Source organism: Subtercola sp. RTI3 (assembly GCF_035018625.1).
Lineage (GTDB): Bacteria > Actinomycetota > Actinomycetes > Actinomycetales > Microbacteriaceae > Subtercola > Subtercola vilae.
Window position 1 is genome coordinate 16,748 of sequence record NZ_JASJXO010000044.1, and the last position, 15,686, is coordinate 32,433.

The 15,686-nt window shown below is 67.1% G+C and carries 12 protein-coding genes; 9 read left to right on the forward strand and 3 right to left on the reverse strand.

Annotated elements, in window-relative coordinates:
* Window positions 1-23 precede the first annotated feature (23 nt).
* The 5 genes from QN358_RS14405 to QN358_RS14425 all read left to right on the forward strand — a co-directional run bounded on the left by QN358_RS14405 (window position 24) and on the right by QN358_RS14425 (window position 8,289).
* Window positions 24-932 carry a carbohydrate ABC transporter permease gene (locus tag QN358_RS14405; RefSeq protein WP_136642818.1) on the forward strand — a complete coding sequence of 303 codons (909 nt, stop codon included), beginning with the start codon at window positions 24-26 and terminating at the stop codon, window positions 930-932.
* Window positions 933-935: 3 nt separating this feature from the next.
* Window positions 936-1,757, forward strand: a complete 822-nt coding sequence (locus QN358_RS14410) for a carbohydrate ABC transporter permease (RefSeq protein ID WP_136642802.1) — start codon at window positions 936-938, stop codon at window positions 1,755-1,757.
* 70 nt (window positions 1,758-1,827) lie between these two features.
* Window positions 1,828-3,102, forward strand: coding sequence for an ABC transporter substrate-binding protein (locus tag QN358_RS14415; protein ID WP_136642803.1), 1,275 nt, complete (start codon window positions 1,828-1,830; stop codon window positions 3,100-3,102).
* A 123-nt stretch (window positions 3,103-3,225) separates the two neighbouring features.
* The gene (locus tag QN358_RS14420; RefSeq protein ID WP_323512782.1) at window positions 3,226-7,179 is read left to right on the forward strand and encodes a hypothetical protein; all 3,954 of its coding nucleotides are present in this window, start codon (window positions 3,226-3,228) and stop codon (window positions 7,177-7,179) included.
* Between the two features lie 72 nt (window positions 7,180-7,251).
* The gene (locus QN358_RS14425) at window positions 7,252-8,289 is read left to right on the forward strand and encodes a LacI family DNA-binding transcriptional regulator (protein ID WP_136642805.1); all 1,038 of its coding nucleotides are present in this window, start codon (window positions 7,252-7,254) and stop codon (window positions 8,287-8,289) included.
* 28 nt (window positions 8,290-8,317) lie between these two features.
* Here QN358_RS14425 and QN358_RS14430 read toward each other — a convergent pair whose 3' ends face one another.
* The 3 genes from QN358_RS14430 to QN358_RS14440 are packed head-to-tail and all read right to left on the reverse strand — an operon-like array spanning window position 8,318 to window position 11,012.
* Window positions 8,318-8,959, reverse strand: a complete 642-nt coding sequence (locus tag QN358_RS14430) for a hypothetical protein (protein WP_136642806.1) — start codon at window positions 8,957-8,959, stop codon at window positions 8,318-8,320.
* On the reverse strand, window positions 8,956-10,479 hold the full coding sequence (locus QN358_RS14435) for a hypothetical protein (RefSeq protein WP_323512783.1): 1,524 nt from the start codon (window positions 10,477-10,479) through the stop codon (window positions 8,956-8,958). The genes QN358_RS14430 and QN358_RS14435 overlap by 4 nt, the downstream gene beginning before the upstream one ends.
* 56 nt (window positions 10,480-10,535) lie before the next feature.
* On the reverse strand, window positions 10,536-11,012 hold the full coding sequence (locus tag QN358_RS14440) for a hypothetical protein (protein WP_323512784.1): 477 nt from the start codon (window positions 11,010-11,012) through the stop codon (window positions 10,536-10,538).
* Between the two features lie 202 nt (window positions 11,013-11,214).
* Between QN358_RS14440 and QN358_RS14445 the strand changes: the two genes are divergently transcribed.
* The 4 genes from QN358_RS14445 (at window position 11,215) to QN358_RS14460 (ending at window position 15,665) form a co-directional block, all read left to right on the forward strand.
* A complete protein-coding gene (locus QN358_RS14445; RefSeq protein ID WP_323512785.1) occupies window positions 11,215-12,945 on the forward strand; it encodes a circularly permuted type 2 ATP-grasp protein in 1,731 nt (576 codons plus the stop codon).
* On the forward strand, window positions 12,945-13,877 hold the full coding sequence (locus QN358_RS14450; protein WP_136642810.1) for an alpha-E domain-containing protein: 933 nt from the start codon (window positions 12,945-12,947) through the stop codon (window positions 13,875-13,877). The genes QN358_RS14445 and QN358_RS14450 overlap by 1 nt, the downstream gene beginning before the upstream one ends.
* Entirely contained in the window at window positions 13,874-14,719 is an 846-nt protein-coding gene (locus tag QN358_RS14455; RefSeq protein ID WP_136642811.1) for a transglutaminase family protein, read from the forward strand. Before QN358_RS14450 ends, QN358_RS14455 begins: the two co-directional genes overlap by 4 nt.
* Window positions 14,720-14,810: 91 nt before the next feature.
* A complete protein-coding gene (locus QN358_RS14460) occupies window positions 14,811-15,665 on the forward strand; it encodes an alpha/beta hydrolase (RefSeq protein WP_323512786.1) in 855 nt (284 codons plus the stop codon).
* Window positions 15,666-15,686: the final 21 nt, after the last annotated feature.

Genomic DNA, 15,686 nt, shown 5'->3' on the forward strand with positions numbered 1-15,686 from the left:
TCACAAGCGACGAGGAGGTCGTGATGGCGTTAGAGCGCACAGCTCGACGACGACCCGGTAAATCAAACTTCGGGGTCAAGCGCGGGGCATGGATCTTTTTGCTGCCTGCCGCGGCGATCTACCTGTTCGTTGTTCTGTGGCCGAGCATCCAGGGTGCCGGATTCGCGCTGACCGACTGGAACGGCCTCAACCCGGTCAAGAACTTCATCGGTTTCGACAACTTCGTGAAGCTGTTCAACGACCAGAAGGCCCTCACCTCGGTGTGGCACACGCTCGTGATCGCCGTCACCATCACCGTCGTGCAGAACCTCGTGGGGCTGCTGCTCGCCCTCGGGGTGAACACTCGCATCAAGTCGCGCAATGTCTTGCGGGTCGTGCTGTTCGCTCCCGCGATCATCACGCCGGTGGCCACGGGGTACCTGTGGCAGAACCTGCTCGGCCAGAAAGGTGCGGTCAACGAGTTTCTCGGCTTTCTGGGGTTGCCGCCGCACACCTGGCTGGGTGACAGCAACACCGCCATCTGGGCTATCTGCGTGGTCATCGTGTGGCAGTTCGCCGGCTACTCGATGGTCATCTTTCTCGCCAACCTGCAGGGCATCTCGCAAGAGGTCATCGAAGCCTCGAAAATGGACGGCGCCGGGCCGATCAGGCGGTTCTGGTCGATCATCCGCCCCGAACTCGCGCCGTCGATCACGATCAACCTGATGCTCTCGATCATTGGCGGCCTGAAGATCTTCGACCAGGTCTGGGTCATGACCGGCGGCGGGCCGGGTGGCTCGACCGAGACGATGTCGACCTTTCTCTACAAGAACGCCTTCCAGTTCGGTGACTTCGCGTATGGCATCGCCATTGCCGTGGTGCTGACCGTTCTGGTTGCCATCATCTCTGCCGGGCAGTTCGCGTTGCTCGGCCGCCAGAACAAGGGAGACTGACCCGTGGAGCGTTACACCTGGAAGACGGGCATCCTCGAAGTCGTCATGATCGTGGTGGCCGCGATCTTCTTCATTCCCCTTTTTGTGCTCATCAGTACTGCGTTCAAGGCCACCAACGACCCTTCTGGTTCGCTGCAGCTGCCCGCCAATTTCACCTTCGTCAATTTCTCGAACGCGTGGACAGAGGGGCACCTCGGCAACGCGCTGGCCAACAGCGCCACGGTCACCGTGGTCAGCGTGATTCTGCTCATCGTGCTGTCATCTCTCGCGGCATACCCGCTGGCCCGGGTGACCAAGCGCTGGTCGAAGCTGGCGTTCGCCGGGTTTCTGATCGGGCTGCTGCTGCCCTTCCAGCTCGCCCTCATCCCGCTCTACCAGACCATGCGCGACCTGCACCTGCTCGGCACGGTATGGGCGCTCATTCTCTTCTACGTGGGACTGCAGATGCCGTTCTCGATCTTTCTGTACACCGGGTTTCTGCGGGCGCTGCCGATCGAATACGAAGAAGCCGCTGCCATCGACGGCTCTGGCCTGTTCTCGACGTTCTGGCGGGTGCTTTTCCCGCTGCTTCGGCCCATCACCGGCACCGTGGCCATTCTCAACGTGATCACGATCTGGAACGACTTTCTCACGCCACTGCTCTACCTCAGCGGCTCAGGCCAGCAGACGGTGCCCGTGGCGCTGTTCGCCTTCGTCGGTCAGTACGTCTCGCAGTGGAACCTCGTCTTCGCCGGCCTCATCATCAGCATCTTCCCGATTCTGCTCGTCTACTTCCTCTTGCAGAAGACGGTTATTCAAGGCTTTGCCAGCGGGCTCAAAGGCTAGTCACATCAGCCGGCTCGGCAAGAAAGGCTTCGGCGTCTGTCGGGGCACCCACCACAAAGGAGACAATCACATGCGCTACAAAGCAGTAGGCGCCCTAGCGGCGAGCACGTTGCTCGTGCTCGGTCTGGCGGCCTGTTCCAACGACACCGGCGGCTCGTCGGCCAATGGCAAGACCACCCTCACCTGGGCCTCGACCACCAGTGAGAAGCCGGCCGTCGACGCCATCGTCGCGGCCTACGAGAAGGCGAACCCCGACGTCACCATCACCACCACGACGTCGGACACCGACAACTACCAGACCACCCTCCGCACGCAGCTCTCGAGCGGCACTGCCCCCGATGTGTTCTTCGTGTGGCCAGGCGACGGCAACCCGATGGCCATGACGGTCGTTCAGAAGGCCGGCCTCATCGCCGACCTCTCGAATGAGCCATTCGCTGCGAACATCCCCGCCGGCATCAAGCCTGTCAGCCAGATCGGCGGTAAGACCTACATCGCCCCCGTCACGTTCTCGGGTATCGGCGCCACCTACAACACCACGGCCCTCAAGGCGGCGAACCTGACGGAGCCCACCACGTGGACCGAGCTGCTCAAGTTCTGCGGCGACGCCAAGGCCATCGGCAAGGCCGCGTTCGCGCTCGCCGGCGGTACCCCGTGGAACACGCAGCTGATTCCCTACGCTTTGACACCGACGCTCGTCTACGGGCCCACGCCCACCTTCGCGGCCGACATGTCGGCCGGCAAAGTCACCTTCGCCACGTCGGCGTGGAAGACGGCGCTTGACAAGTACAAGCAGATGCAAGACTCTGGGTGCTTCCAAGACGGCGACCTCGGCACCGCCTACGAAGACGCCCTCAAGCTGGTCTCGACCGGTGACGCGTTCGCTTCGGTTCAGGTGAACTCCTCGATCACCGCGATGCAGCAGGCTGCCCCGAGCGGAACGACTTTCTCGTTCGACCCGCTGCCCGCAAACGATGACGCGACCTCGACCCGCATGGCAGGCGCCGCCGGTGCATCGTACGGCGTGAATGCCTCATCGAAGGTCAAAGATGCCGCGATCAAGTTCGTCGACTACCTCGCGTCGGCGGATGGCACTGCGGTGTACTCCACCGCCGCTGCCGGTATTCCGGCCATCCCGATCTCGACGTTCAAGGTCGACCCTGCTCTCGAGAACTTCGTGAAGTACCAGACCGCTGGCAAGACCGACCCGTTCATGGATCAGCTGTGGCCGAACTCCAAGGTTCAGCAGGTTCACTTCGAGGTTCTGCAGCAGCTGCTCGCCGGTTCGCTCTCCTCGACTGATGCACTGAAGCAGATGGATGCCGCCTACGCCGAGGGCGAAGGCTAAGCACCACCACCCGAGGGCCCGGTTCGCTCTTTCGAACCGGGCCCTCGTCATACCCCGAACAACTCCGGCGCGGCACACAGTCGCGGCCCCGGCCCAGATCCAGCCGAAAGCAGCTCTCCCGTCATGTCTGATGAACTCGTTCGTCGTTTCGAAGACCCCGCCCCCACCTACGGCCCCGTACCGCTCTGGTGGTGGAGCGGCGAGAAGCTCGAGCCCGCCCGCCTCCGCTGGCAGATGCAGCAGCTGGTCGCGCAGAACGTGCACCAGGCCGTGGTGATGAACCTCGCTCCGACCGGGCCGCTGTACGGCGCCCTCGCCGACGACCCGCCGTTCATGTCAGACGAGTGGTGGGTCATCTTCGAAGGTGCCTGCCGCGACGCAGACGAGCTGGGCTTCCAGCTCTGGTTGTACGACCAGATCGGCTTCTCGGGCGCGAACATCCAGGGCCACCTCGTCGCGGCGAACGCCTCGCTGGCCGGGCAGTCGCTCGGCAGCGTTCGGGTCGACGTTTCTGGCGAGACCACCGTGTCGGCCCCCGAGGGGTCGACCGCGCTTGCGGCGTGGTTCATTGCTCCGGATGCCCGCACCTCGCTGCCCGTCACGCTCGACGGCAACGCCGCCACCATCTCTGCCGCGGGTGGCGCGCTCGTGGTGGCCTTCGCCGCCACCCGCGGTTTCGACTACTTCTCGCGCGACGCCTCGGCCGAGCTCATCGACGCCATCTTCGGCGAGTACTCCCGGCACGTGGGCCAGTGGTTCGGCACGGCAATCGGCGGCGTCTTCCAAGACGAACTGCCCGACATGCCCAGCTGGTCGAAAGACTTCGCGGCCGAGTTCGAGGCATCGGCGGGCTACGACCTGCTCACGCTGTTGCCGGCGCTCTGGGGCGACCCGCTCGCCGAGGGCGACACCCGCGACCCCGGCGTTGTTCGAGTCGACTACCACCGCACCCGCGCCCGGCTCGGCGAGGAGGCGTTCTTCACCCCCCTGGCCCAGTGGCTCGCGGGCGCCGGCCTCGAGTGTGGCTTCGACCAGCAGTCCCCCGCTCGTGAGGGCGACCCGGTGGGTGCCACCCGGCTCTACGGCGATTACCTCAGCACTCACTCGCAGTACGGCATTCCGGGCAGCGACCACTGGGGCGACTCGAAGATCCACAGCTCGATGGCGCACGCGAACGGCCACGAGCGGGTCTGGATCGAGTCGTTCCACTCGTCGGGCTGGGGCGGAACCCTCGAAGAGACCTATGACTGGCTGAGCCCGTACTTCCGTCGCGGCGCGAACCTGTACGACCCGCACGCGGTCTACTACTCCACTCGGTCGGGGTGGTTCGAGTGGGCGCCGCCGTCGACGTGCTGGCGCCAGCCGTACTGGCCCGCCTACGGTGAGTTCGCTCTGGCGATCGCCCGCATCTCGTCGACGCTGACGATGGGGGAGCACCGGGCATCCACTGTTCTCTTCTACCCCACCGAGAGCGCACAGTTCGACGTGACGGTAGAGGGCTTCGACCTCGGCGAGCAGCGCTCTACTGCGCACTACCACGAGCTGAACGGCGCCACCTCGTGGTTCGCCGAACGCCGCGGCCTGCTCGAGAGCGCCGGCGTCGACTACGACATTCTCGGCAGCGACACGGTCGCCCGCGCGGTCGTCGACGACGGCGAGCTCCTCATCGGCACCGGCCGGTTTGTGAACGTGGTACTGCCCGACGTGCGGGTCGTGAGCGCTGAAACCGCCCGCGTGCTGCTCGAGTTCGCCCTGAACGGCGGGCTCATCGTGGCGACGGGTGTGCTGCCGAGCATCTTCACGGGTGTCGACGAGAGCGTTGCGGCCGAGCTGCGTGATGGCTTCGCTCTGGCCCGTGAAGCCGGGCGGGTTCGCCTTCTCGAAAGCCCCGACGAGGTGGCGGCGGCACTGCTCTCGCCTCGGGTCGAGGTCACGGCCGACGCCCCCGTCATGCTCCGCCAGGTGGGCGACGCGCACCTGGTCGCCCTCATCGCGCACGACGAGCAGACCGGAACCGTGCAGCCCCTGCTGCCCGGCTTCGAAGACTCGGCCTGGGTCGAGGGTGGTGGCAGCTTCAACTGGAAGGTCTACTGGCACCAACTGGCCACCGATGGCTACACCTTCGTGCCGCCCACCGGCCGAACGTTCACCGCTTCGGTCTCGGGGCTCGGCGATGCCCCGCTCACGGTTCAGCAGTGGGATGCGCGCACCGGCAAGCGGTACGCGGTGCCGTTCACCCACACTGACGGAACCATCACCGTGCACTCGGAGTTCTCGAGCGGCTCGATCGAGTTTCTCGTCATCGCGCCGTCGCTGCCAGAGCCCACGGGCAACCGCCAGGGCGACCTCGAGACCACGCTCGTGCTCGACGGTGACTGGGGCCTGACGGCCGAGTCGACGCTCGACAACCAGTGGGGTGACCTCGGCGCGAAGAGCGAGACCGGCATCATTCCCATTCAGGTCTGGCAGTTCGAGCACGAAACCGATGAGGCACCCGAAGCGGGCTTCGCCACCGGCGACACTGTGACGGCCACCTTCGGCCCGCTCGCGCTGGTCTCGGGCCCGGGCGACGACTGGAAGCCGTCGACGTTCTCGCTCTCGCGCGGCATTCAGAACGACACCATTCACGACGAGACCCTCGGCCCCAACGGCTACGTTCCCGAAGAGTTCTTCGCCTGGGCCGACGCCCAGGCCGGCGAGACCTACCGGGTTCGCGCCACCATCGAGGTGTCAGAAGGCGACGCCCTCACATTGGTCGTCGGCACCAACGGCACCCGCATCGTGCGCCTCGACGGAGCACTGGCCCCGACCACCGGTGACGGCTACCTCAGCCACACGCCGGTGTCGCCCGCTGCCGCCGTCGACCTCGAACTCGAGATCACCGCAGTGACCACCCAGCCGCTGCGGGCGTATTTCGCCCTCACGAGTGACGTCTCCGCTTTCGCCCGCCCCGAGTGGATCGTGCCGGCCGACGGCTCTGCCCGCTCGACCGGGGTCACCTTCAGCACGAGCTTCGAGCTCGACGGCAGCGAGACCGACCCGCGCATCCAGGTCTCGAGCGAAGCGCCCACCATCATTCTGGTGAACGGCACCGAGGTGGGCCGGCAGGGCGACTTCGACCCCTACAGCGTCAAGCGCTTCACCCGCGTGCACCCGTACAACGTGGGTGCGCTGCTGCACGAGGGCAGCAACGTCATCGAAGTCAACTGTGTCGACGTGGGGCGCCCCATCGCGCTGCGGGTCGACTCCGTGCCGCGCGTGTTGGGTGGCCTGGGTCTTGCGACCACCACCTCGTGGGCGGCCACCCGCGAGGGCGACCCCATCGCACTGGCCTACCGGCTCGCCCAGTGGGAGGACCCCCGTTACGGCTGCATCGTGCCACGCCCGCACCCGCTGCAGGCGGCCACCTGGCTCGAAACCGAGGCGCAGAGCGACACCGTCGTCTCGCTGGTTCCGGATGCCCGGCCGGCCCCCGGCCGCACCGAACGCCTGCGCTTCGCCGTGCCCATCGGCGCCACCCGCATCGAGGTGCCCTCGGCACAGCCGTTCACCGTCTCGGCCAGCGCGGGCCTCACCGTGACGCAGAGCGGAGCCGTATTGCAGCTGGCGCGCCCTGCCGCCGCCGGCGAGACGATCACGCTCGTCTTCACGCCGCAGGGCGGCCGTCGCGGTGGCGCGCTGCTCGACGGGCCGCTGACGGTCGAGACCGGCGAGCAGGCTGCAGAGCTTCTGCCGTGGTCAGAACTCGGGCTCGGCTCACTCGGCGGTGCGGTGCACTACCGGCGGAGCATCCGGGTGCCAGAGGGCAACGCGGCGGCGACACTGCTCGATCTGGGTGCGGTGCGCGGCACCGCGAGCGTGTCGATCGACGGCACTGTGGCGACGACGCTGTTCGCGGCTCCCTGGGTTGCCGATCTCAGCGACTTCGTCAAGCCCGGTACCGAACACGAGCTCGTTGTCACCGTGCGCGGTACCTTGGCGCCGTACGTGCAGTACGCTTCCCCCACGTCTGCTGTCATGGCAGGCCAGACGGTGCACGGGCTCTTCGGGCCGGTGCGGTTGGTGAAGCGGGCCTGAAAGCGGGCCTGAACGCGGCTCGGCCGAGTGCGGAGCAGATGATTCGAGAGTGTGTGACGAAAGGGTGACGACATGGCAGCAGTGAACGTTCGTGATGTCGCTGCCCTGGCCGGGGTGTCACTCGGCACGGTCTCGAATGCGCTGAACCGGCCAGACCGGGTGTCGCCGTCGACCCTGCGACGGGTGCACGATGCCATCGACAAGCTCGGTTTTGTGCGCAATGACGCGGCCCGGCAGTTGCGAGCCGGCCGCAGCCGGAGCATCGGGCTGCTGGTGCTCGACATCGGCAACCCGTTCTTCACCGACCTCGCCGAGGGCGCCGAAGACCGGGCGTCAGAGGCGGGGTTCGCCATGCTGCTCGGCAACAGCCACGGCAGCGCCGCCCGCGAGACGGCGCACCTGGCGCTGTTCGAAGAGCAGCGGGTGCGCGGCATGCTCATCTCGCCCGTGGCGGAGATCTGGCCCCAGGTGACGCGCCTTCGCACCCGAGACATTCCCACCGTTCTGGTCGACCGCGCCATCTCCGACACCTCGTTCTCCTCGGTGTCGGTCGATGACGTGGCCGGCGGCGCGCTCGCCGTGGAACATCTGCTGTCGATCGGCCGGCGCAAGATCGCGTTCGTCGGCGGGCCCACCAAGATCAGGCAGGTCGCCGACCGGCTCGAAGGGGCCAGTCGAGCCCTCAACTCGGTGCCGGGTGCCACCCTCGAGGTGCTGGGCACACGGGCCCTCACTGTGCTCGAGGGTCGGCGCATCGGCGAACTCATCACCGCCAGAGCGCCGGGAGCCAGGCCCGACGCCGTGTTCGCCGCCAACGATCTGCTCGCCGTAGGAGTGCTGCAGGGACTCACCATGGTGAGCAACCTGCGGGTACCCGACGACATCGCCCTCATCGGGTACGACGACATCGCGTTCGCGTCGGCCACCGTGGTGCCGCTCACTTCCATTCGCCAGCCGAGCACGCTCATCGGCCGCACCGCCGTCGAACTGCTGCTCGCCGAGTCAGAGAACTCGGCAGATTACGAGCCCCAGCAGGTGGTGTTCGCCCCCGAACTCGTCGTGCGCGACTCGACCGCTCTCGTCGTGGCCGAGCCGGTGCTCGCGGGCTGAGCGCGCTTGTGGCGCACCGAGAAGGTCGTCACGAGCTGAGGTAGCGCAACCAGACGGTCGCGTTCTTGCAGGCATCCTGGTTCACCGGTTTGTTGATGAAGCCGATGGATGCCCCACCGAACGCCGCGCCCTCACCGGGGTCGATCGTGCGGTTCACCGCCATCTCCGAGTTCGCCAGTTCGTAGTCGCTGGCATCGCACGCGGCGAGGGGTGATCCGTCTGCGGCGGTGACCGCGCTGATACTGACGGTGATGCGGGTGACGTAGACGCTGTGGGCGCCGTCGTTGGAGACGATGCCGGCGAGGGCGCTGGCCGGGGCATCCGGAGCCAGCCCCGCGTTCGTGGAGGTCTGCACGATGGCGAGCGTCACGGTTCTGTCGGGGGTGTCGCCGTCATTGCCCTGATCTTCCGAGCCGATGCCGCCCGGGCCGCCGATGCCCGGCGTGCACTGCCCGACGGTCACCGCCAGTGCGGGCGAGGCCGGGCCGCTCGCCGTACCGAGCATTGCCGCCGCGACCGCAAGCAGCACCATTGCGGCCGAGAGTCTCCTCCGACCGCGCCGCCGACTCCGCGCGAGCAGCACGAGCACGCCCACCAACACGAGCGCCAGCGCGACTCCGAGCGGCCAGAGCGGTGCCAGGCCGGTGTTCGCCAGCGGTTCGCACGTCACAGCGTCACGTTGAAGGCCGTGCTGAGAATGCTGGTTGCACCCGTCGAGGCAGCCTGCAGGGTGTACCCGTTGCCCACGGCGAGCAGCCCGTTGATCTGAATGGTACTGAAGGTTGCCGTACCGCTCACCGCCGTCACCGTGGTGGTGCCGCCGATGGTGCCGAGCAGCCCGAGCAGGCTCGAGTTCGCGCTGATCGAGAGCGTGACCGCGCCCGATCCCACGTTGCCGAACTGGTCGGCGATCGTCACCTGCAGCGCCGGAGTCATGTTCGTGTTCTGTTTGACGCTCGCCGCCGGGTTCACCGTGAACGTGAGCACTGGTGTGCCGATGGTGATCGTCGCTGTCTGTGTGGCAGAGGTGAGCCCGGTGATCGCCGCCGTCAGGGTGGGTGTGCCAACCCGCTTGTCGCCGTAGAAGAACGTCGTCGTGCTCACCCCGGCGGCGAAGCGCACCAGAGCAGTTGTCGTGGCAACGGTGGTCGGGGCGAAGACGGTGCCCGTGGTGCCGGCCGTCGACGTGGTGGTCAGCGCCACCGTGTACCCGCCGGTCGGTGCAATCGCAGCGTTGTCGAACGCATCCTGCAGCGCCAGGGTCACCGGCCCGAGGTTGGCGCTCGCCGAGGTGGTGGCGGTCAGGGCCGCCGACGTGAAGACCACTTTGCTGGGCGCGGCCGCGGTCACGGTGAACGCCGAACTGGTGGCGCCCGTGAGCCCGGTACTGGATGCCGCCAGCGTGTACCCGACGCCGGCCTTGTTCACCGAGAGGGTCGAGAAGGTGGCCACACCGCTCGCGTTCGTCGTGGCGGTGAGGGTTCCCGACAGCGTTCCCGCCGCCGGGTTCGTGGCGATGGCGAGTGTGATGCTTGTTCCCGCCGAGGGCACGGCCACACTCGCCGCGGTCTCGATGGTCACAGCCACGCCCGGGCTGACGGCGACCCCGGCCACCACGGCCGAGGGCTGCGTGGTGAAGACCAGCTTGGTCGGGATGCCCACCACGACGGCTGCGCTGGCGGTACTCGAGGCCGTCCATGTAGCGCGTACGGCGATGACGGTGTACGTGTAACTGCCGTTCACCGTCACGGTGTCGCTGCAGGAGAGCGCAGTGATCAGGGCGCTCGCCGAGGTGCCGCACGCAGCAGAGGCCACGCCGCCGATCGTGCGCGTGACGTAGTAGCCGGTGGGCGCCGGAACGCTGCTCGACGCGGTGAAGCTCACGGTGAGTGTTCCCGTGCTGGTCGCCGGAACCGTCACGGCCGTCGCCGGGTTCAGTGTTCCCGTTGTCGCTGTGCCTACGCCCTTGCCGGTCGACCGCCAGAACGCTTCAGCGGGGCTGGAGCCGGCCACGCCCGCCAGTGCCAGCACCAGAACGAACGCCAGAGCCGCCAGGCCCCACCTCGCCGAGCCCCATTTCACTGTGCCCCACCTCGCCGTGCCCCAGCTCGCGGCGCGCACGACGAACGGCAGGGCGCCCCACGATGTTCCGTGAGGCTCCCTGCCGTGTCGGGGTGGTGCGGTGTTCATGGTTCAACTGTCCGTTCCCGGCGCTCCTCGGGTGGTGGGGGCCAGGCCCCTGGCGGCTAGCTGGCTGCGAAGTACAACGGAACAGCGGCACCCCTGCAGGCGTTCTGGTTCGCTGCTGTGTTGTTCATGGTGATGGTCACGGTGCCGGTGAGGGTACCGGCGGGGGCAATGGTGCCGAAGATCACGACGGGGGTGCCCACCGTGTAGTCGGCAGCCGAGCATCCGGGAACCGTGGTCCAGGCAGCACCGGTCGACGTGGCGACGGCCGCGGTAATGGCGGTGAGGTTCTGGTTGCCGGTACCGGGGTTCGTCACGATGAAAGTGACGGTGTCGGTGGGGCCACCGGGCGTGAGGGCTGAGCCGGCCGTTGTCGAGGCGATGGTGAAGGCGGTGTCGGTGCCCGTGGTGGCGCTGCCGACGCCGCTGCCCGTCGAGGTCCAGTAGGCGAAGGCTGCGCCGCCTCCGGCGAGAACGAGAACGGCTGCTGTCACGATGACCGCGATGCGCTTCTTGCTGCTTGTGAATCTAGACATTTTTCCCCCAGGGGTCGGCAACACGGCGATCGCGATGTTCGGCGTCATCACATCAGTTCTGTCACCAGCACGGGGGGCATGTCACCCTAACTATGCAAGAACGCCGACACCTGCGTACCCCGTTCTGACCACGGCTGAAGCGCGTGTGAGCCGCAAATATCCCAGAAACACACCGGCAACACACGGCCACTAGGCTCGCACCATGGTTGACCTGTTCGCCGGCTATGGCGCCACACTCCTGCCCCGTAAGCCCATCAAAGGGGCGCCCGCCTTCGACGAGATGTTCCCTGAGCCGAGCTCGTCATCGCCCGTCGAAGCCCGCGCTGCGTACAAAGACATCTACAACGCGCTGGCTCGCATGACGCAGGAAGAACTGCGTGGTCGCACCGACGCACTCGCCAGTTCGTACCTCGCCCAGGGTGTGACGTTCGACTTCGCGGGTGAAGAGCGGCCCTTCCCGCTCGACGCGGTTCCCCGGGTCATCGAACAGAAGGAGTGGGTGAACGTCGAGGCGGGCATCAAGCAGCGCGTTCGTGCGCTCGAAGCCTTTCTCGCCGACATCTACGGGGCGCAGTCGGCTGTGCGCGACGGGGTGATTCCGGCCGGGCTGGTGAGTTCATCCAGTCACTTCCACCGAGAGGCGGCTGGCATCGTCTCGGCGAACGGCGTGCGCATCCAGGTCTCGGGCATCGACCTCATTCGCGACGAGCAGGGTGCCTGGCGCGTGCTCGAAGACAACGTGCGGGTTCCCTCCGGCGTGAGCTACGTCATCTCGAACCGTCGGGTGATGGCGCAGACACTGCCCGAGCTCTTCGTATCGATGCGGGTGCGACCGGTGGGTGACTACCCCAACAAGCTGCTGCAGGCGCTGCGGGCAAGCGCCCCCGAAGGTGTCGAAGACCCCAACGTGGTCGTGCTCACGCCCGGCGTCTACAACTCGGCCTACTTCGAGCACACCCTGCTCGCCCGCCTGATGGGCATCGAGCTCGTCGAGGGCCGCGACCTGTTCTGCTCCGGCGGCCGGGTCTGGATGCGCACCACCGCCGGCCCCACCCGCGTCGACGTCATCTACCGACGTGTCGACGACGAGTTTCTCGACCCATTGCAGTTTCGTGCCGACTCGATGCTCGGCTCGCCCGGCATTCTGCTCGCGGCGCGCCTGGGCAACGTCACCATCGCGAACGCGGTGGGCAACGGCGTGGCCGACGACAAGCTCGTCTACACCTACCTGCCCGACCTGATTCGCTACTACCTCAGCGAAGAACCGCTTCTGCCCAACGTCGACACGTGGCGGCTCGAAGACCCGGGAGCCCTCGAAGAGGTGCTCGACCGGCTGAGCGAGCTCGTGGTGAAGCCGGTCGACGGCTCGGGTGGCAAGGGGCTCGTCGTGGGCCCGGCAGCCTCGGCGAAAGAACTCGACGCTCTTCGCAAACGCCTGCTCAAAGACCCCCGCGGCTGGATCGCGCAGCCCGTGGTGCAGTTGTCGACCATTCCGACCCTGGTCGAAGAGGGCATGCGCCCGCGGCACGCCGACCTCCGCCCGTTCGCGGTGAACGACGGCAAAGACATCTGGGTGCTGCCCGGCGGCCTCACGCGCGTGGCTCTTCCCGAGGGTGAGCTCGTGGTGAACTCCTCGCAGGGCGGAGGCTCGAAAGACACCTGGGTGGTGGGCTTCGCGGGTGGTTTCTCGCCCATCGACGGCACGGCGCAGGTGGCCCAGAACATTCAGGGGCTGGTGGCCGACCAGGCTGCGAACACGCAGGCCATCCCGATCGTGAAGCACGTGCCCGACCAGTCACCCTACGACAAGCCGCGCTCGCACCAAGACCAGCAGGAGCAGCAACAGCAGGAGCAGCAGCAGCACGCCCCCTTGCCGCCGCTGGTGCTGGGTGAGAAGCTGACTGCCGTCGACACCACCGTGGGAGCCGAGTAATGCTGAGCCGTATTGCCGAAAGCCTGTTCTGGATCGGGCGCTACATCGAACGAAGCGACGGCACCGCCCGCATTCTCGACGTGCACCTGCAGCTGCTGCTCGAAGACCCGTGGATCGAGGAGAACCTCGCCTGCCGTTCGCTGTTGGCGGTGATGGGCGCCGAGATACCTCCGGATGACCATGAACTGACCCGAGCCGACGTGCTGGCCATTCTCGCGGTCGACCGCGCGCAGCCCGCGTCGATCGCCTATTCGCTGGGCGCCGCTCGCGAGAACGCGCGGCGCGCCCGCGAGATCGTGTCAACAGAGCTGTGGGAGTGCCTGAACACGACTCGCGCAAAGATGCCGCGAAAGATCGCCGTCGAGAAGACGCACGAGTTCTTCGCCTGGGTGCGCGAGCGCTCGGCGCTGGCCGTGGGAATTCAGGAGTCGGCGGCCTCGCGCGACGAGGCGTGGCACTTCTTCACCCTCGGCCGCTCGCTCGAACGGGCCGACATGACGGCCCGTCTGCTCGCGACCCGCTCGCTCACCGAGGCCAGCGGCCCGTCGTGGACCACGATCCTCCGCTCGTGCGGGGCCTATGAGTCGTACCTGCGCACCTACCGCGGCGTACCCTCCGCCCGCAACGCCGCCGAGTTTCTGCTGCTCGACCGGCTCTTTCCCCGCTCGATTCTGTTCTCGGTCTCCCGTGCCGAGCAGAGCCTCCGCGACATCGAACCCCGAAACACCCGGCTTGCCGTCACCGACCAGGCCCAACGCCTGCTCGGACAGATTCGCAGCCAACTGGAGTACCGACCGATCATGGACATTCTGCACGACCTGCCGCACCAGATGGACCTGGTTCAAGAGGCCACGAGCGAGGCATCCGAGGCCATTCGCCAGCGCTACTTTCCAACCAATGCGGCGCCGAGCTGGGTGGGAGAGAACGTATGAACCGCTTGCGTATTCGCCACGTCACCGGCTATCGCTACGAGGGCGAGGTGCAGGCGTCGTACAACGAGGCCCGCATGCTCCCCGTGTCGAGCGAGGGCCAGTTCGTGCTCTACTCGAACCTCGACATCACCCCGCTCTCGTCGAACCACACGTACCTCGACTACTGGGGAACCCGCGTGTCGTCGTTCGAGGTGCTCACCCCCCACAAAGAGCTGAGCCTCACGGCGAACTCGTTGATCGAGGTTCGGCCGCGCGAGCATCCGCCCCACGTGCTGACCTGGGATGCCCTGCGTGACGCTGCGGCGAAGGTGACGTCGACCATCGAGCAGGTCAAGCAGACCGGGCTCACCGAGCCACCAGATGAGGTTGCCGCACTCGCCCGGGAGATCGCCGCCCGGTACGACAACGCGTGCGACGCGGCGCTCGAGATCTGCAGTGAGATCGGCCGTCAGGTGCAGTACATGACGGGGGTGACCGGCGTGCACACCAACGCCAGGGAGGCGTGGGTCGAGAAGAAGGGCGTCTGCCAGGACATCACGCACATCGCGCTCGGCGCACTTCGCTCGGTCGGAATTCCGGCGCGCTACGTGTCGGGCTACCTGCACCCGAAACCGTCGGCCGCTGTCGGCGAGACCGTCACCGGTGAGTCGCACGCGTGGGTCGAGTGGTTCTGCGGTGACTGGCGCGGGTTCGACCCCACCAACTCCATCGACATCGGCGATCGGCACGTCACCGTGGGTCGCGGGCGCGACTACAACGACGTCGCGCCGCTGCGCGGGGTGTACGCGGGGCCGTTCGGGTCGCGCTTGTTCGTGAAGGTCGAGATCACGCGCGAGGTGTGAGGGGCGGCCGGCGCGGGTGGCCGCCGCGGGCGGCTGGGCCAGGCGGCTGGCGCGGGCGGCTGGCGTGCAGCCTGCGGTGGCACAATGAAGCGTGGCTACTTTCAACGACGAACAGGGCGTGCCGATCAGCTACTACCAGTGGCTGGTTCCGGATGCGCGGGCGATCGTGCAGCTCGCACACGGGCTCGGCGAGTACGCACTGCGCTACGAGCAACTCGCCATCGAGCTGAACAATGCGGGCTACTCGGTGTACGCGAACGATCATCGGGGCCACGGTCAGACCGGGCTCGCCCAGTACGGCGGCGATCGGGCGAAACTGGGGCGGCTCGGCCCCGGCGGCCTGAGGGCCACAGTGGCGGGCATCCGGCAGTTCACGGCGCTCATCAACAGCCAGAACCCGGGCGTTCCCATTGTGCTGCTCGGGCAGAGCTGGGGCTCGCTGATGGCGCAGAAGGTGTTGAACCTGTCATCGGCGCCCTACGCGGGGGCAGTACTCGTGGGCACCGCGTACCGCATGCCGGGTTCGATGGATGGCGGTGACCTCTCGCGTCGGCACCGCCCGGCCGACGGATCGGGCCACGGCTACGAGTGGCTGAGCCGCGACGTGGCCGTGCAGACCGCCGCCGCGGCCGACGACCTCATGTTCGATGCGAAGGTGCTCGCCCTCTTCGGCGTGGCAGACGGGCTGCGGCTCTTCGGGCGGCCGGCGCGCGGGCTCGACTCCGATGTTCCCGTGCTGATACTGGCCGGAACCGACGACGTTCTGGGCGGCGAGCAGAGCGTGCAGAAGCTGGCCGCCGCCTACCGCGCCAGAAGCGGCCTGCACGATGTGACGGTCATCACGTATCCGGATGCCCGCCACGAGGTTCTGCGGGAGACCAACCGCGACGAGGTCGTCGCCGACCTCCTCGCCTGGCTCGGCGCCCGCTTCGTCGCCACCCCCTGACCTGTCTCTTATACACATCTG